General features: G+C 54.2%; 14 protein-coding genes and 1 rRNA gene. 5 read left to right on the forward strand and 10 right to left on the reverse strand.

Going from position 1 to position 16,611, the window contains the following annotated elements; all coding sequences use genetic code 11:
• A 16S ribosomal RNA gene (locus tag HUO07_RS18725) occupies positions 1-98 on the reverse strand; the annotation flags it as partial.
• Between the two features lie 65 nt (positions 99-163).
• On the opposite strand from HUO07_RS18725, the gene HUO07_RS18730 reads away from it, so the two are divergent.
• Positions 164-625 (forward strand): hypothetical protein, encoded by a 462-nt coding sequence (locus HUO07_RS18730; RefSeq protein ID WP_176304768.1) that lies wholly within the window; start codon positions 164-166, stop codon positions 623-625.
• On the opposite strand, the gene pssA is transcribed toward HUO07_RS18730, so the two are convergent.
• The 6 genes from pssA to rluD form a co-directional block, all read right to left on the reverse strand.
• Positions 568-1,467: a CDP-diacylglycerol--serine O-phosphatidyltransferase gene (gene pssA, locus HUO07_RS18735; RefSeq protein WP_422822707.1), complete on the reverse strand. Its 900-nt coding sequence runs from the start codon at positions 1,465-1,467 to the stop codon at positions 568-570. The two genes, HUO07_RS18730 and pssA, sit on opposite strands and share 58 nt — an antisense overlap.
• Before the next feature lie 213 nt (positions 1,468-1,680).
• Positions 1,681-2,172, reverse strand: a complete 492-nt coding sequence (gene ilvN / locus HUO07_RS18740; protein WP_007113940.1) for an acetolactate synthase small subunit — start codon at positions 2,170-2,172, stop codon at positions 1,681-1,683.
• The gene (locus HUO07_RS18745; RefSeq protein ID WP_176304770.1) at positions 2,172-3,896 is read right to left on the reverse strand and encodes an acetolactate synthase 3 large subunit; all 1,725 of its coding nucleotides are present in this window, start codon (positions 3,894-3,896) and stop codon (positions 2,172-2,174) included. Before HUO07_RS18745 ends, ilvN begins: the two co-directional genes overlap by 1 nt.
• 435 nt (positions 3,897-4,331) lie before the next feature.
• Positions 4,332-6,911: an ATP-dependent chaperone ClpB gene (clpB, locus tag HUO07_RS18750; protein ID WP_176304771.1), complete on the reverse strand. Its 2,580-nt coding sequence runs from the start codon at positions 6,909-6,911 to the stop codon at positions 4,332-4,334.
• Between the two features lie 145 nt (positions 6,912-7,056).
• Positions 7,057-7,812: a peptidoglycan editing factor PgeF gene (gene pgeF / locus HUO07_RS18755; protein ID WP_176304772.1), complete on the reverse strand. Its 756-nt coding sequence runs from the start codon at positions 7,810-7,812 to the stop codon at positions 7,057-7,059.
• The gene (gene rluD / locus HUO07_RS18760) at positions 7,809-8,768 is read right to left on the reverse strand and encodes a 23S rRNA pseudouridine(1911/1915/1917) synthase RluD (protein WP_176304773.1); all 960 of its coding nucleotides are present in this window, start codon (positions 8,766-8,768) and stop codon (positions 7,809-7,811) included. Before rluD ends, pgeF begins: the two co-directional genes overlap by 4 nt.
• Before the next feature lie 217 nt (positions 8,769-8,985).
• Here rluD and HUO07_RS18765 point away from each other — a divergent pair, with 217 nt between their 5' ends.
• Together HUO07_RS18765 and HUO07_RS18770 are read left to right on the forward strand one after the other, a co-directional pair.
• Complete coding sequence (locus HUO07_RS18765; RefSeq protein WP_176304774.1) at positions 8,986-9,801, forward strand: outer membrane protein assembly factor BamD; 816 nt, start codon at positions 8,986-8,988, stop codon at positions 9,799-9,801.
• A 231-nt stretch (positions 9,802-10,032) separates the two neighbouring features.
• Positions 10,033-11,739: a methyl-accepting chemotaxis protein gene (locus HUO07_RS18770; RefSeq protein ID WP_176304775.1), complete on the forward strand. Its 1,707-nt coding sequence runs from the start codon at positions 10,033-10,035 to the stop codon at positions 11,737-11,739.
• 38 nt (positions 11,740-11,777) lie between these two features.
• On the opposite strand, the gene HUO07_RS18775 is transcribed toward HUO07_RS18770, so the two are convergent.
• Positions 11,778-13,412: an NAD+ synthase gene (locus HUO07_RS18775; RefSeq protein ID WP_176304776.1), complete on the reverse strand. Its 1,635-nt coding sequence runs from the start codon at positions 13,410-13,412 to the stop codon at positions 11,778-11,780.
• A 136-nt stretch (positions 13,413-13,548) separates the two neighbouring features.
• Between HUO07_RS18775 and HUO07_RS18780 the strand changes: the two genes are divergently transcribed.
• Positions 13,549-13,821 (forward strand): PP0621 family protein, encoded by a 273-nt coding sequence (locus tag HUO07_RS18780; protein WP_176304777.1) that lies wholly within the window; start codon positions 13,549-13,551, stop codon positions 13,819-13,821.
• Here HUO07_RS18780 and thiO read toward each other — a convergent pair.
• Positions 13,818-14,921: a glycine oxidase ThiO gene (gene thiO / locus HUO07_RS18785; protein ID WP_176304778.1), complete on the reverse strand. Its 1,104-nt coding sequence runs from the start codon at positions 14,919-14,921 to the stop codon at positions 13,818-13,820. The genes HUO07_RS18780 and thiO overlap by 4 nt on opposite strands.
• 134 nt (positions 14,922-15,055) lie before the next feature.
• Here thiO and HUO07_RS18790 point away from each other — a divergent pair, with 134 nt between their 5' ends.
• Positions 15,056-15,592, forward strand: a complete 537-nt coding sequence (locus HUO07_RS18790; RefSeq protein WP_176304779.1) for a GspH/FimT family pseudopilin — start codon at positions 15,056-15,058, stop codon at positions 15,590-15,592.
• 23 nt (positions 15,593-15,615) lie between these two features.
• On the opposite strand, the gene trxB is transcribed toward HUO07_RS18790, so the two are convergent.
• The gene (trxB, locus tag HUO07_RS18795; protein ID WP_176304780.1) at positions 15,616-16,569 is read right to left on the reverse strand and encodes a thioredoxin-disulfide reductase; all 954 of its coding nucleotides are present in this window, start codon (positions 16,567-16,569) and stop codon (positions 15,616-15,618) included.
• Positions 16,570-16,611: the final 42 nt, after the last annotated feature.

Consider the following 16,611-nt stretch of genomic DNA (forward strand, 5'->3'; position numbering starts at 1 on the left):
CGTCAGCGGGTAGCAAGCTACCCCTGTTACCGCTCGACTTGCATGTGTTAGGCCTGCCGCCAGCGTTCAATCTGAGCCATGATCAAACTCTTCAGTTTACAATCATTGTGATCCTTACTCGTTTACCTCAGGACTAGCCGAAGGCAACAAAAGCGGATCAAACTTGGCTCAAGGTTCAAACGAATTCATTCAAAACAGGTTTCGAAAAACCTTATTGCTTGAGTCGCTTGCCTTGATATTTGGTGATTTGTCACCAACATCAGCAAGCGCCCACATGAATTACCTGATCAAATTGTTAAAGAGCTGTTTCGCTGTGTTTGACTGGCGAGCCGTTGACTTGGCTTGCCTCAGCGAGGAAGGCGTATTCTACGCATTTCCTGGTGGTTGTCAACCGCTGTGTTTAGCGGGCGAAGCGAGCGATGAAACTTGCGCTAACTTCCTGACAAACCAAGGCTTTTACACCTTATTCACCGCTGGTAACGCTTGGCGTCCCCGGCAGCGGATGCGTACTTTACGGTTTTGCTGCCGGGTTGGCAAGAGGTTTATTAAAATGAGTAGGGAAAAGTTTCAGTTCTTCGGTTTTGCTTTGCGCATTACGGCTAACACAGGCCCGGAAGCTACATAAGTACCAAACAGTAATAGCAGCATTACTGAAGGTTCAACCGAGATCATCACAAACGCCAACACAATGGCTAACAGCACAACAAAAGGCACCGGCTTTTTAAAATCGAGGTCCTTAAAGCTGTAGTAACGGATGTTACTCACCATCAATACGCCTGCTGCTGCCACCACTACCAACATCAACAGTTTGAAACCAAAGGCATCAGCGTCAAAGCTATGGAAAGTCCATACACTCGCGGCTACCAGCGCTGCGGCAGAGGGGCTCGGCAAGCCGATAAACCATTTTTTATCCACGCTGCCAATCTGCACATTGAAGCGCGCTAGGCGAAGCGCGGCACAGGCAACATAAAGAAAGGCGACTACCCAGCCGGTTTTACCGATGTCCTGCAGAATCCAGGTAAAAGCGACTAATGCAGGCGCCATCCCAAACGAGATCATATCCGCCAAGCTGTCGTATTCGGCCCCAAACTCACTTTGCGTATTGGTCATTCGCGCAACACGGCCATCCAAGCCATCCAATACCATTGCAATAAAGATCGCCACGGCAGCTGAGGTAAACTCACCATTAATGCCAGCGACAACCGCAAAGAAGCCAGCGAAAAGCGCTGAAGTGGTAAATAAATTAGGAAGTAAATAGATACCACGACGGCGAATCTTTTTGCCGTCTTCAACAGTCTCTTCAACCACTTCGGTTTCACGTAAGAAGGCAGCCGCCAAATCCTCGTTGCCAACTACTTCTGATTGATCAGCACTGTCTTGCTGTTCAGCCTCATCAGGCTGGCCTGGATTTGACTGATCAGAGTTTGAGTGCTCTTGATCGCGAGCGTCCTGTGTCATAGGTTTCATCCATTAAAAGTGAAGTCACGGGAACCGTAGTCGCTTTCATTCTACACGGTGAGTGCCACTCAGCCAGCCAATTGCTGCATTGTGGGGGCTGGCGTCAACAAGCATTAACAGGCTAATAACTAAAAAGCGCCGCTCTGGGAAAGGAGCGACGCTTATGCTTACGTTTAAGTCTTGTTTTTAAGGGCTAGCTGTAAAGACTGCGTACTTTCGGGCTTAGAGCGACAAAACCTTATCACCCCGGGCAATACCCGAAACCCCAGTACGGGCAACTTCAAGAATACCCACCGGCGCCATGGCCTGAAGGAAAGCATCTAGCTTGCCCGCATCGCCGGTGATCTGCACCGTGTACAGGCTTGGCGTCACATCGACGATCTGCGCACGGAAGATATCCACCGTACGTTTCACTTCATCACGCGCCGCACCAAGCGCCTTCACCTTCACCAACATCAATTCGCGTTCGATATGGTTACCTTCGGTGAGATCCACCAGCTTCACCACATCAATCAGCTTATTAAGATGCTTGGTGATCTGTTCTATCACCCGGTCATCGCCCACGGTAGTCACCGTTAAGCGCGACAGCGATGGGTCTTCCGTTGGGGCAACATTCAGCGTTTCGATGTTGAAGTTACGCTGGGAAAACAACCCGACTACACGTGACAGCGCACCCGGTTCGTTTTCTAACAGAATCGAGATGATATGACGCATCAGGTACGCTCCGTTTTAGACAGCAGCATGTCGCGCATGGCACCTAGCGGTACCTGCATCGGATAGACGTGCTCAAAGGGGTCGACCTTCACGTCAAGAAACACCAGCTCATGCTTATCAGCAAACGCACGCTCTAGCGCTGGCTCAAGCTCGTCAAGCGTATTGACGGTAATCGCGGTGAACCCATATGCCTCAATCAACATATGAAAGTCGGGCAGCGACTCCATATAAGAATGTGCATGACGTGACTTATAGTTCAAATCCTGCCACTGACGCACCATGCCCAGCGATGCATTGTTAAGATTAACGATCTTAACGCCCACCCCGTACTGCTTACAGGTAGAGAGCTCTTGCATCATCATCTGGAAGCTGCCTTCACCGGTGACGCACACCACATCATCATCCGGGTAGTTCTGTTTAATACCCATCGCAGCAGGGAAGCCAAAGCCCATGGTGCCCAAACCACCGGAGGTAATCAGCCGGTTGGGTTTGTCGAACTTGTAGTACTGAGCAGCGAACATCTGGTGCTGACCAACATCAGTCGTCACATAAGCTTCACCCCGCGTAACACGGCAGAGTGCTTCGATGACTTCCTGTGGCTTCAGCGCTTCGCCGGGCTTGGACGGCTCATAAAGCTTGCCTTCACGGTCGGCGCGCCAGCCGTCAATCTTCTCCCACCACTCCGTCAGTGCTTCAGGATGCGCAACGTTATGCCCCTGCACCAAGCTGATCATCTCATTGATAACGCTGGAAGCCGGGCCAACGATGGGCACATCGGCACGTACCGTTTTAGAGATCGAGCTTGGATCGACATCAACGTGAATGATTTTAGCTGTCGGGCAGAACTTCGACGTGTTATTGGTGACCCGGTCGTCAAAGCGCGCCCCAATGGCAATAATCAGGTCGGCGTGGTGCATGGCCATATTCGACTCATAAGAGCCGTGCATACCCAACCAGCCCAAACACTGTCGATCACTTTGCGGATACGCGCCGATGCCCATCAACGTAGTGGTAATCGGATATCCCAACTGTTTAACCAAGTCAGTCAAGCCTTCGCTGGCTTTGCCCGTCACCACGCCGCCGCCGGTATAAAACACTGGGCGCTTGGCCTTCAGCATCATTTCGACGGCTTTCTTGATCTGACCGGTGTGGCCACGCGTTACCGGGTTATACGAACGCAGTTTGACCTTTTTCGGATAAACGTATTCGTAGCGCTCAGTGGGAGCAGTCATGTCTTTTGGGATATCGACCACCACCGGGCCGGGGCGACCGGTCGACGCCAGGTAGAACGCCTTTTTCAACACTTCCGGGATTTCAGACGGGTGACGGATTGAGAAGCTATGCTTCACGATCGGGCGTGTCACACCGACGATATCGGTTTCCTGGAAGGCATCTTCACCAATTAGGTGGCTGGCCACCTGGCCACACAGCACTACCATGGGAATGGAATCCATGTAGGCGGTGGCAATACCGGTAACGGCATTCGTTGCACCGGGGCCTGAAGTGACGAGCACGCAGCCCGCTTTGCCCGAGGCGCGAGCATAGCCATCGGCAGCGTGAGTAGCCGCTTGTTCGTGACGCACCAAAATGTGCTTCACCTTGTCCTGGCGGAAGAGTGCATCATAAATATGCAGCGCTGCACCGCCGGGGTAACCATAAATGTATTCGATGCCCTCATCTTGCAAGAAGCGGGCGATCATATCTGCGCCGGAAAGCAGTTCCACTGTATTTCTCCCCTGGAGGTCTCGAGTGCGATCCGTACCCACACGGGCACGGTGTCGAGTGCGGCGGTATGCCGCTGCCGGCCCTTGCCGGCACCTGATGCCAAACCCTGGCAGTAGGCCCGGTTAGGGCCTGCACTCTTATCACGGCAGTTCGCCGTGTCGGGGCGTTGGCCAGGTTGAGCGGTTAGCCCAAGCCCGGAAGTCCTTCGGCGGGTAGAGGCCTTCGCCTACCCTTCGCGCGGGGATTAGGGGTTGCCCGTTGAGTCCGCGCCCGCAAATCAGGAACCGACAAGATTCCATTAGCGCCCTCAGCCTGTCAACCTCCGATCGGGCCAAACGCAACAAAGGTCGCAAGAAGCCATTAAAAAAGCCCCGCCAGCAACGCTAGCAGGGCTTTTTCCCTATTCAATTGCGCAAAAAAGGCGTTGCCAATGATTAGCTAAACACCAACTTGCCCTCTTCGGCAGTGATATGAATGGTATCGCCGGGAGTAAACTTGCCCCCCAGCAGGTCTTGCGCCAGCGGGTTTTCTATACGGCTTTGAATCGCCCGCTTGAGTGGCCGCGCCCCATACACAGGGTCAAAACCGACTACCGCCAATTGCGCCATGGCTTCAGGACTGACCTCCAGCTTCAGGTCGTGCTCAGCAAGGCGTAACTTCAAACGCTCTAACTGAATACCGGCAATCGCCTGGATCTGCTCTTGTCCCAGTGCGTGGAAAACCACCACTTCATCGATACGGTTGATGAGTTCAGGCCGGAAGTGGTTACCCACCACCTCCATGACCATGTTTTTCATTACTTCATAGTCGCTATCATCTCCCCCCATGCGCTGGATAATATCCGAGCCCATGTTGGAGGTCATCACGATCACGGTATTGCGGAAGTCCACCGTGCGACCCTGCCCATCGGTCAAGCGGCCATCCTCCAGCACCTGTAGAAGGATATTGAAGACATCCGGGTGCGCTTTCTCCACCTCATCCAACAGCAGCACCGAGTATGGCTTGCGCCGAACAGCTTCGGTTAAGTAGCCACCCTCTTCATAGCCGACGTAGCCAGGAGGGGCACCGATCAAACGAGCCACGGAGTGCTTCTCCATAAACTCCGACATATCGATACGCACCATCGCCTCTTCGGTATCGAACAGGAAGTTGGCCAGCGACTTACATAGCTCGGTTTTACCTACGCCGGTAGGGCCGAGGAATAGGAATGACCCATTGGGGCGATTGGGATCTGAAAGCCCTGCCCGAGAGCGGCGCACTGCGTTCGCCACCGCCTCAACGGCTTCATCCTGCCCGATGACCCGCTCGTGCAGCGCCTCTTCCATGCGCAATAGTTTATCGCGCTCGCCTTCAAGCATTTTGGAAACCGGGATGCCCGTCCAGCGGGAAACCACTTCAGCGATCTCCTCTTCGGTCACGTTGGAGCGCAGCAATTGGTGGCTTGAGGTATCCGCTTCGCCTTCGCCACTTTCGGCAATTTTCTTTTCGAGTGCTGGAATCTTGCCGTACTGAATTTCCGACATCCGTCCCAGGTCACCCTGACGACGCGCCTGTTCTAGATCTAGGCGAGCCTGCTCAAGGTCGGCTTTAAACTGGGCCGCCCCTTGAATACTGGCTTTTTCCGCTTTCCAAATTTCATCAAGATCAGCGTATTCGCGTTCTAGCTCGTGAATTTGGGTACTCAGTGCTTCCAAGCGTTTTTTGCTCGCCTCATCGGTCTCCTTCTTGAGCGCTTCTCGCTCCATCTTGAGCTGTATCAGACGCCGATCAAGGCGATCCATCTCTTCGGGCTTGGAGTCCAGTTCCATACGAATCCGCGAGGCGGCTTCATCAATCAAGTCTATGGCTTTGTCTGGCAACTGCCGGTCTGAGATATAGCGCGTTGAGAGCTTGGCCGCCGCAATAATCGCCGAGTCGGTGATATCCACACCATGGTGTACTTCATAGCGCTCTTTCAGGCCGCGCAGAATCGCCACGGTGTCCTCTTCGGAAGGCTCATCCACCAACACCTTCTGGAAGCGGCGCTCTAGCGCGGCGTCTTTCTCGATATACTTGCGATACTCATCAAGCGTGGTCGCACCGACGCAGTGCAGCTCACCGCGAGCCAGGGCAGGTTTGAGCATATTGCCTGCATCCATGGCGCCTTCGGCTTTGCCTGCGCCGACCATGGTGTGCAGCTCGTCAATAAACAGAATTACCCGCCCCTCTTCCTGGGAAAGCTCTTTGAGCACGGCTTTTAGGCGCTCTTCAAACTCACCACGGAACTTCGCGCCGGCGAGCAGCGAGCCCATATCCAGCGAGAGTACGCGCTTATCTTTTAACCCTTCAGGCACTTCACCGTTAACGATACGCTGGGCCAATCCTTCGACAATGGCGGTTTTACCCACGCCCGGCTCGCCGATTAATACGGGGTTGTTTTTAGTACGCCGCTGCAGTACTTGAATCGTACGGCGAATTTCATCGTCGCGACCAATCACCGGATCCAGTTTGCCGTCCAGCGCACGCTGGGTAAGATCCATGGTGTATTTGTTCAACGCTTCACGCTGATCTTCGGCGTTAGCATCGTCCACTGTGGCGCCGCCGCGCAGGCTATTGATAGCCGCTTCGAGGGATTTTCGATTAATACCTGCGTCTTTCAGCAGCTTGGTGAGGGCCGAGTTCATCTCAAGCGCTGCCAGCAGCACTAGCTCACTGGCAATAAACTGATCGCCGCGCTTTTGCGCTTCACGGTCAGTTAAGTTGAACAGCTTGATAAAGTCCCGCGATGGCTGCACTTCACCATCGAACTGGCCTACCTTGGGTAAATTATCCAGTTGCTGCATCAACCCATCGCGCAGACGCGAGGGACTCCCCTCGGCTTTTTCAATCAGGGCTTTAATACCGGTGTCTTTGGTATCGAGCAGAGCCAGCAGCAAATGAGCGGGATCTAGCTGATTATGGCCGCGACCAACGGCCAGTGACTGCGCCTCGGCAATCGCGCTTTGGAGCTTGGCGGTAAATTTATCAAAACGCATGAAATTCCTCCTGGGGGTGCCGTGCGTTTGGACGCACCGCGTAACCCGGCAACCTGTCGTTGAACGTGCTAAACCACGATTAGCTTGACAAGTTAAATGGCGTCAGTTCCATGCTTTTCAAGAGGTGTGTGAACAAACCACTGGTTTAATTGATCCAGATCACACTGGCCATGCGGCCGGTTTTACCGCCATCGCGACGGTAGGAGTAGAAACGCGACTCGCAGGCAGTGCAGAAGTGGCCACCGCTTATATTGTTCACGCCTAGCGCTTCCAAACGAAACCGCGCCAACCGGTACAAGTCGGCCATGTAATGACCCAGCCGGTAGGGACTATGATCAAAAGCGTCGGCGATGTCAGGATGCACTGCCACAAAGGCACCATAGACCTCCGGGCCAACCTCAAACTGAGCGTTGGAAATTGCGGGGCCCAACCACACAAGAATGTCCTCGGGATCGGTATTCATTGCAGCAATCGTCGCCTCCAGCACGCCACCTGCCAAACCACGCCACCCCGCATGGGCAACGGCGACCTGGGTTCCAGCGCGATTGCACAGCATGACCGGCAGGCAGTCAGCTGTCAGCACCACACAGGCGTACTCATTAGACGTAGCAATGGCAGCATCCGCATCGGCGACGTTAGGTTCGAAAACCTGCTGAACGCGGGCACCGTGAGTCTGGTTAAGCCACAGTAGCGGCCGTTCATCCCCAATCTCTTTTTGCAACAGGCGGCGACACAGTGCGACATGGTCGGGGTTATCGCCGACATGAGCGGCTGTGTTGAAAGCGGCGAAATCCCCCTGACTAGGCCCCGATTCACGAGTGGTCACAAAGGCTCGCACATTGGCCGGCGCTGGCCAGTCAGGCATTAAAAGCGTCGGCCTTAAATTAATGGCATCGCTCATCTCATCGTCTCATTATCTTCGCGCAGGTAATCCAACAACATTAGCAAATCATCAGGGAGATCGACCTGAAAAGTAACGGTTTCGCCACTGACCGGATGCTTGAAAATCAACTTCCGAGCATGTAGCGCCTGACGCGGAAACTCGCGCAAGATCTCCTTCAATGGCTCCGCAGCGCCTGGCGGCAGCTTGGCACGGCCGCCATACATGGGATCACCAATCAATGGATAACGGGCATGGGCCATGTGCACACGAATTTGATGGGTGCGCCCTGTTTCCAGCTTACAGCGTACATGGGTATGGGCACGGAACCGTTCAACCACGCGAAAATGCGTAATCGCAGGTTTGCCCGATGTCGTTACCGCTTGGCGCTTACGGTCTTTCGGATGTCGGCCAATAGGCGCATCAATGGTACTGCCAGAGACCGGCTTACCAATCACCACCGCGTCGTACTGGCGCGACACGCTGCGTGCCTGCAACTGATCCACCAGCACGGTTTGAGCGGGCAGCGTTTTCGCCACCATCATCAAGCCGGTGGTATCTTTATCCAGGCGGTGAACGATACCCGCGCGTGGCACTTCAGCAAGCGCCGGGTGATGGTAAAGCAAGGCATTGAGCAGCGTGCCATCAGGGTTGCCTGCAGCAGGATGAACGACCATACCCGCCGCTTTATTAATGACGATTACCGCGTCGTCTTCATACACGATATCCAGCGCGATATCCTGCGCTTCAAAGCGCGTATCGTCTTCGATGGTGGCCTGCAGTGCCAACACTTCATCACCATGTAGCTTGGCCTTCGGCTTGGCTTGCACGCCATCCACGGTTAATTCACCGGCATTAATCCACGCTTTTAAGCGTTCACGTGAGTAATCGCTGAACAACTCCGCCGCCGCTTGGTCTAACCGCGCACCGGCCAGTGTGGCGGGCACACGCTGCGTGTCTTCAACTATTCGAGACATGAAAAACCTCTTTAAAGCGCGAAAAAAACCCCAGCAAGGCGAAAAATCAGCCTCAGCATGTAAAAATCAATATTGACGGCACCTGACGAAACGTCGCTAAGCCTGCGTTTTATGTCGAGGTGTTTTATAGTGGGCGGACTGCGACCTATTCTACCATTTCTACTTATGGCCATCGCCGCTTTTTGGTGATTGAGGCTTGTTTGCAACGAGGATGAAGATGCGCGTTTTTTCAGCTGCCAACCGCTTTGGTGCTCTAGCCCTAAGCCTTGCCCTTTTAGCGGGCTGTGCGAGTAACGACACCAGTGAAGAAGAGGAAGATGAATTTGCTGGGGTGCAGGAGCGCGAGCTCTATGAATTGGCCCGCACGGCCTTAGACAGCAACCGCTACCCGATCGCGATTGAGCGTTTAGAAGCGCTCGATACACGCTACCCTTTTGGCGCCCATGCTGAGCAGGCACAGCTTGAGCTGATCTATGCCTACTATGAAAATAGCAATTGGGAAGAAGCCCGGGCAGCGGCTAGCCGCTTTATTCGCCTTCACCCCGACCACCCCCAGGTAGACTACGCCTACTATCTTCGCGGCCTTTCGGCGTGGCAAGCAGGCCGCTTCAGCTTAGAGCGCCTGCGCTTGATCGACATCTCCAAGCGCGATTTGGGCGCCTCGCGGGATGCCTACAATGATTTCCGCGAGCTGATCCAACGCTACCCGCAGAGTGAATATGCGCCGGATGCCCAGCAGCGCATCGTCTATCTACGTGAGCTAATGGCCCGCCATGAACTGCATGTCGCCGATTACTACCTACGCCGCGGGGCCTATTTGGCAGCGGTTGAGCGTGGCCGCTGGGTCGTCGAAAACTATCCTGAATCAAGCGCCACCCGGGATGCCCTAGCCACCATGGTAGAAGGCTATCAAGGCTTGGACATGGATGATCGCGCCAATGAGGTGCTAGCGGTACTGCGTGAAAACGCGCCTGATCATGAGCAGTTAGAAGGCAACCGCTTTGTTCCAAAACACTTAGGTCAAAATGATTAAGGCGGCACGCGTATATCGCTGTTAAAAGCTGTACAAGCACGTTTGACTAAACCACGCTCCGGCGTGGTTTTTTTATTGGCCATCAAAGCAACTCTTTGACACCACAACCAAAAGCTAATAAAGGCAGAATTGTACAAATAAATATTATTTCTATACAAAAATTGTACAACAGACTATGATTTGCTCGTCTTACATAATACAGCGCCTGAACGGCGCCTGAGGGAGCAATCGATGCCACTGTTTAACACCCGTGCCAGCAATACCAAGATCAGCACACGCTTAGCGATAGGATTTTCTGCTCTGCTGGGGTTACTGATCTTGTTAACCGCCGTCGGGATTTACCAAGTCAATCAAATTGACCGTGGCCTAACCACCATCAACGATGTCAACGGTACTAAACAGCGGTTTGCGGTGGATTGGCGTGGCAGCGTGCACGATCGCGCCATCGTATTACGAGACATTGTCATTACTTCAGGCAACGGCAACCTGGGGGCGCTAGAGAGCGAAATACAGCGCCTTCGAGATGCTTACAGTGTTGCAGAAACAGGTATGCAGCAAGTAACTAGCCAGCACGCTGGCAGTCCACAAGAACAGAGTATTGTTAACAGTATTAATGACCAAGCGGAGATCACACAGACCTTAACTGAGCAGGTTATTGCCGCCCGCCAAGCGGATGAGTATGCAAATGCTCAAACGATGCTGCTCGAACAAGCAGGCCCCGCCTACACAGAGTGGCTAAACCGCATTAATCAATTTATCGACCTACAACAAGAATTAAACGATGCGACCACCACTGACGCTCGCGACACCGCTTCCGGCTTTCAAATGCAGATGCTGGGCCTGACACTGTTTGCATTGCTAATTGGTGGATTTATTGCCGTGTTCTTGTCCCGCCAGCTACTGCGTGAGCTAGGTGCCGAACCCCACGAAGTCAAAGCGTTTGCAGAAGCTATTGGGCGTGGTGAATTAACCAGCCAAGGGCAACTCAAAGAGGGCGATACACGTAGCATTATGGCGTCTCAGGTTGCCATGGCACATCAATTACAAACTATTGTGACGCAGGTTCGCGCCTCTGCAGAGGCAGTTGCCAGCAATAGCGAGCAAATTGCTGAAGGTAATAATGATCTCTCCTCACGTACTGGACAGCAGGCAAGCGCATTGGCCGAGACGGCCTCTGCCATGGAGCAGCTCAATAGCACTGTAAAACTTAACGCCGAGAACTCAGAACAGGCAAGCCAAGAAGCGACGAGCGCTTCACGCACCGCTACTCGCGGCGGGGAAGCAGTTCATCAGGTGGTAGACACCATGAACGATCTGAATAAAAGTTCACAGGAAATTTCAGGCATCATTTCGACGATTGATTCAATCGCTTTTCAAACCAATATCCTGGCCCTTAACGCATCGGTCGAAGCTGCCCGCGCTGGCGAACACGGGCGTGGTTTTGCGGTCGTTGCTGAAGAAGTTCGCAGGCTTGCCCAGCGCAGTGCCGACGCTGCCCGGGAAATCAACAACCTGATCTCCAAGAATCTAGAACGGGTTAACCATGGCAATGAACGCGCCGAAGAAGCCAGCAAATCAACCGTTGAAATTGTGGCGGCCATCGAGCGCGTGAATAGCATCATGAAAGAAATTAGTAATGCCAGCGCCGAGCAGAGCACTGGCGTGCAAGAAGTAGGTAGAGCAGTGACCGAGATGGATCACGTGACCCAACAGAACGCGGCTCTGGTACAAGAGAGCGCCACCGCCGCCAACAACCTGCGTCAAAACGCTCACTCTCTGCTGCATGCCATGGAAGTCTTCAAGCTGCCCGAATCCCCCCAAAGCGTACAGGCGCCGCGTACCGCATTGGCACCTGTGCGTGCTCATTCGTCTAATACGATGGGTACACTGCCTGCTGCAAAGGCTCAGCAGGCCGAACCTGAGTGGGAAAGTTTTTAAGATACCTCAACAGCGTCTTTATGAATCGCTAAGTTTGATCACGCGCCGGGCTGCCAACCATTAACAATCGGGTAGCGGCGGTCCCGGCCAAAACCGCGTGGCGTCACCCGCACGCCAATCGGGGCTTGGCGGCGCTTATACTCGCAGCGGTCGACGAGCTTAACCACTTTATAAACGTCTTCCTCGTCAAAACCAGCGGCAATAATTGCCTCAGCGCTCATATCGCCTTCAATGTAGCTGACTAAGATCGCGTCGAGCACATCGTAATCGGGCAAGGAATCGCTATCTTGTTGATCAGGCGCCAGCTCGGCACTGGGTGGGCGCTCAATCACCCGCTCAGGAATAGCAGGTGATTGCGTGTTGCGCCAGCGGGCAAGGCGATAAACCCAGGTTTTATACACATCCTTAATGGCGTTATAGCCGCCCACCATATCGCCATACAGCGTGGCATAACCCACCGCCATTTCGCTCTTGTTGCCGGTGGTCAGCACCATCAAGCCTTTCTTATTGGAAATCGCCATCAATAGCACACCGCGACAGCGCGACTGCAGGTTCTCTTCCGTGGTATCGCGTTGCGTACCGGCAAAACTTTCAGCCAGTGTGGTCATAAAGGCGTCGACCATGGGCTCAATCGGCATGATCTCGTAGTGAACCCCCAGCATCTTGGCCTGTTCAGCGGCGTCCTGCTTGGAAATATCCGCCGTGTAGTGGTACGGCATCATCACCGCTTGCACCCGTTGAGCGCCTAGCGCATCCACCGCAATCGCCAGCGAAAGCGCTGAGTCGATACCGCCGGAAAGCCCCAGCACAACGCCGTCAAAACCGCTCTTGTTGACATAATCGCGCAGCCCGGTAACGAGCGCACAGTAAAGGCTCTCTTCCGGCTCCACCTCAGGGTCAATCTCTCCGGCTTGGGGTTCCCACACCGTCGCGCTGGTTTGCAAAAACTGAACCGGCATTAGGCCTGCCTGCCAATACGGTGCCAGCACCTGCAACTCACCGCTGGCGTTAACGCAGCAAGATCCGCCATCAAACACCAGCTCATCCTGACCACCGATGGTATTCACATACACAATGGGAAGCTGCGTATCCTGGGCGTGCTCCTCCAACAGGCGCAGCCGTTCCGCGGGCTTGTCCTGATGATAGGGAGAGGCGTGCAAAGAGACTAGCACCTCAGCGCCAGCTTGCGCGGCGGCCTTAACCGGCGCGCCATCCCATAGATCCTCGCAGATCACGATGCCCAGCTTGGCGCCCTTATGCTCATAAACGAGTGTCTCAGTGCCGGGCGTAAAGTAGCGCTGCTCATCAAACACTTGATAGTTAGGCAGCGCCTGCTTGGCGTACTCAGCTTCCCACTGCCCGTTGTAGAGCAGACCCGCCAGGTTGTAGCAACGCCCTTCCCGCACGCCGGGGTAGCCAATAATGACCAGCACATCACTGGCGACTTTCGATGCCATTAGCGCACGGGCTTCACGCAGGCGGGTTTCCATTGAGGGGCGCAACAGCAGATCTTCAGGCGGGTAGCCCGACAAAAAAAGCTCAGGAAAGACAACAATATCTGCCCCATGCTCAATCCGTGCTTCACGCACTGCTTCAATCGCGCGTGCGGCGTTGCCGGGAATATCCCCGACCAGAGGATCGAGTTGGGCCATTACCAGCGTTAAGTCTTGCATGGGCGTCAAAATCTCTTGAGAATCTTTGAAATAGGGTTACACCGTCATAGTCGTATTGTCCCGCAAGGGCCGCCAACTGGCAAAGGCCATGCGTCAATCCCAAGCCTCGTTCCCTCAATCGGGAGACAAAATAAGGATGAACCTCTTGATCATTCGGCTGATTATCTTCGCCGTTGTATTTTATGCCGGTTTAAAGCTCTACGGCATCTACCGACAACGTAAGTTTGAGCATGAAGCGCAGCACAAACAAGTCAATCGCCATGAAGGCGGTAAAATGGTGCGCTGCCGCTGGTGCGAGGTGCACATACCTGAAGATGAAGCGCTGCGCGACCACGAGCAGTGGTTCTGCTCCAGCGCGCACCGCGACCGCTTTTTACAAGAGCAGCAGGAGAAAGACGGCGCGCCTTAAGCCTGAATAAGCCGCTCGGGCGTGGGCTGGTAAGGCGCGGGGTCGATTAATGGCTCGCGCCCCAGCAGTTGATCCGCCAATAAATGGGTCGATGCAGGCGCCAGCACTAAGCCGTTACGATAGTGCCCCGCATTAATGTATACGTTAGGCCATTCTTGAAGGGCACCGATGAAAGGAATGCCCGCCGGTGAACCCGGGCGAAGCCCGGCCCATTGATGCGCTACCGGGCAGGTTGCCAAGGCAGGCAGAATGGCTTCGGCACTCTGTTTTAGCGATGCCAGGGCTGCCGCGTCGGTGGTCTTATCAAACCCAGCTTCCTCTAACGTAGAGCCGACTAACAGCAACCCGTCTGCACGCGGAATAATATAACGCCCATCTTTTAACACCACACGCTGCACTAACCCCTTGGGTGCCTGGTAAGCGATCATCTGTCCTTTTACCGGCCTTACCGGCAGCTGTACATTTAGCTGCGCTAATAGTTGAGCAGCCCAAGCACCGCCGCACACCACAATGCGCCCAGCAATTAACGGCCCTTGTGAGCTAACCACTCCCTCCACTTGGCCATCCTTTTGGATAAAGCCACTAACCTCGCACTGCTCTCTCAGCGTTACCTGAGGCATCGCCGTTAGCCGCGCCTTCAACGCTTTGGCTAAACGCGGGTTACGCACACTGCCCAGGGTCGGCATCCATAGCGCACTGTCGCCCACCATTGCCACGCCAGGCTCTTTATCGTGGACGAAATCCGCCCCCACCCGCTCTAGCGGTTTACCCAGCTGTCGAGCCCAGCACAGAGCACTATCGGCGTCATCTACGTTCAGGTAGAGCAGCCCTTTTTGGCGATACTCAGGATCAATGCCTGTCTCTTCCAGCAAGCGTAAAGCCAACGAGGGGTAAACGCCTTCCGACCAGCGTGATAATTGCGATATCGCAGCGTCGTATCGCCACGGATAAAGCGGTGAGACGATACCGCCACCGGCCCACGAGGCCTCTTTACCGCACTCGCCACGATCCACCAGCGTGACCTGCTGACCCGCATCGGCTAGCTGCAGCGCCGTCATCATGCCGATCACGCCGCCACCAATAATTAAGAAATCGCTCACAACATTGTCCGTTTTGGCTTACATAAAAAAGAGTGGCTATCGCCTAGGCTGATTAAGCCACCAGCTAATCATGGCCGTTGACACCGGGCACTGAGCATAGCGCGCGCCATAACAAGGTCAAGTAAGGAGAAGCGATGAACGATGGCCATAACGGCACACGTACGCTACCTGAAAGCGGGTTTACGTTGCTTGAGCTACTGATCACGCTGCTGTTAGTTGGCATTATGACCGCCTGGGGGCTGCCTAATTTTCAAGCATTGGGTGAGCGAACCGCGCAGACCAGCGAAATCAATCGATTACAAAGCGCGTTTTCATTAGCGCGCAATACGGCCATCAGCCAGCGTCGCCAGATCACGCTTTGCCCGGCGACTGAGGACCGCACGGCATGCAGTAGCGAATGGGGCGGTGAGCTTATGATCGTAAAGGGGGATCAAACAGATAACGTTCAAGCCGACGATATTTTGCGCGTTATGCCTGCCGAGCGAGGCACCCAAGTAACTTACAGCCGGGGTTGGTCACGCATTCGCTACAGCTCATTGGGCTATACCAGCGGTTATAACGGCAGTTTTGCTATTTGTTCAGGTAACGGTGCCAAAGAGTCGCAGGGGAAAAAACTAGTGCTGAGCCAGTTGGGGCGTCTGAGAATCGATGAAGCGCCTATCGATTGTTAGGCGCTTCAGAACAGAGTGCAACGTTACCCGGCAATGCCGTCTAAATAACGCTCGGCATCCAGCGCCGCCATACAGCCGCTACCGGCAGAGGTGATCGCTTGGCGGTAAATGTGATCCATTACATCGCCGCAGGCAAACACGCCGGGCACGCTGGTGGCGGTGGCATTACCTTCAAGACCAGCGTTTACTTTAATATAACCACCGTTCATGGCTAGCTGACCTTCAAAAATGCCGGTGTTGGGGCTATGACCAATGGCGATAAAAAGCCCAGGCGCATGGATCTCTTTGCTGGAACCATCTTTAGTGGACTTAACTCGCACCCCAGTAACGCCTGAGTTATCGCCGAGTACTTCCTCGACTTCCTGGAACCATTCAAGGGCGATCTTGCCGGCGGCGGCTTTCTCAAGCAGTTTATCCTGCAGAATCTTTTCTGCCCGCAGCGTATCCCGGCGATGTACCAGCGTGACTTTGGAAGCGATGTTAGAGAGATAGAGCGCTTCTTCGACGGCGGTGTTACCACCACCGACGACAATGACTTCCTGGTTGCGATAGAAAAAGCCATCGCAGGTAGCACAGGCAGACACCCCTTGGCCCATAAACTGCTGCTCGGTGGGCAAACCCAGATAACGGGCACTGGCGCCGGTAGCGACAATGAGCGCATCGCAGGTATAAATGCCGCTGTCGCCTTTCAACGTAAAGGGTTTTTCGCCTAAGCTAACCTCATTGATATGATCAAACAGCACTTCGGTATTAAAACGTTCAGCGTGCTGTTTCATGCGCTCCATCAATTCGGGGCCTTGGACACCTTGCGCATCGCCCGGCCAGTTATCGACATCCGTTGTGGTGGTCAATTGTCCACCCGCCTGGATACCGGTGATCAGCAATGGCTTCAAGTTTGCCCGTGCGGCATACACAGCGGCCGTATAGCCTGCCGGGCCGGATCCAAGAATAATCAAACGCTCATGACGAGTTTCCATGACACCACCTTGTAAAGATCTGACTGATAGCTTTATTGATAG

Origin of the sequence: Vreelandella maris, from assembly GCF_013371085.1 — a bacterium.
Taxonomy (GTDB): Bacteria; Pseudomonadota; Gammaproteobacteria; order Pseudomonadales; family Halomonadaceae; genus Vreelandella; species Vreelandella maris.

Bases quoted from the DNA above. Each gene is read 5' to 3' on its own strand.
- HUO07_RS18790 (WP_176304779.1), top strand. From the start codon at position 15,056: ATGAACGATGGCCATAACGGCACACGTACGCTACCTGAAAGCGGGTTT.
- clpB (WP_176304771.1), bottom strand. From the start codon at position 6,911: ATGCGTTTTGATAAATTTACCGCCAAGCTCCAAAGCGCGATTGCCGAG.
- rluD (WP_176304773.1), bottom strand. From the start codon at position 8,768: ATGTCTCGAATAGTTGAAGACACGCAGCGTGTGCCCGCCACACTGGCC.
- pgeF (WP_176304772.1), bottom strand. From the start codon at position 7,812: ATGAGCGATGCCATTAATTTAAGGCCGACGCTTTTAATGCCTGACTGG.
- pssA (WP_422822707.1), bottom strand. From the start codon at position 1,467: ATGAAACCTATGACACAGGACGCTCGCGATCAAGAGCACTCAAACTCT.
- ilvN (WP_007113940.1), bottom strand. From the start codon at position 2,172: ATGCGTCATATCATCTCGATTCTGTTAGAAAACGAACCGGGTGCGCTG.
- trxB (WP_176304780.1), bottom strand. From the start codon at position 16,569: ATGGAAACTCGTCATGAGCGTTTGATTATTCTTGGATCCGGCCCGGCA.
- HUO07_RS18765 (WP_176304774.1), top strand. From the start codon at position 8,986: ATGCGCGTTTTTTCAGCTGCCAACCGCTTTGGTGCTCTAGCCCTAAGC.
- HUO07_RS18780 (WP_176304777.1), top strand. From the start codon at position 13,549: ATGAACCTCTTGATCATTCGGCTGATTATCTTCGCCGTTGTATTTTAT.
- HUO07_RS18770 (WP_176304775.1), top strand. From the start codon at position 10,033: ATGCCACTGTTTAACACCCGTGCCAGCAATACCAAGATCAGCACACGC.
- HUO07_RS18775 (WP_176304776.1), bottom strand. From the start codon at position 13,412: ATGCAAGACTTAACGCTGGTAATGGCCCAACTCGATCCTCTGGTCGGG.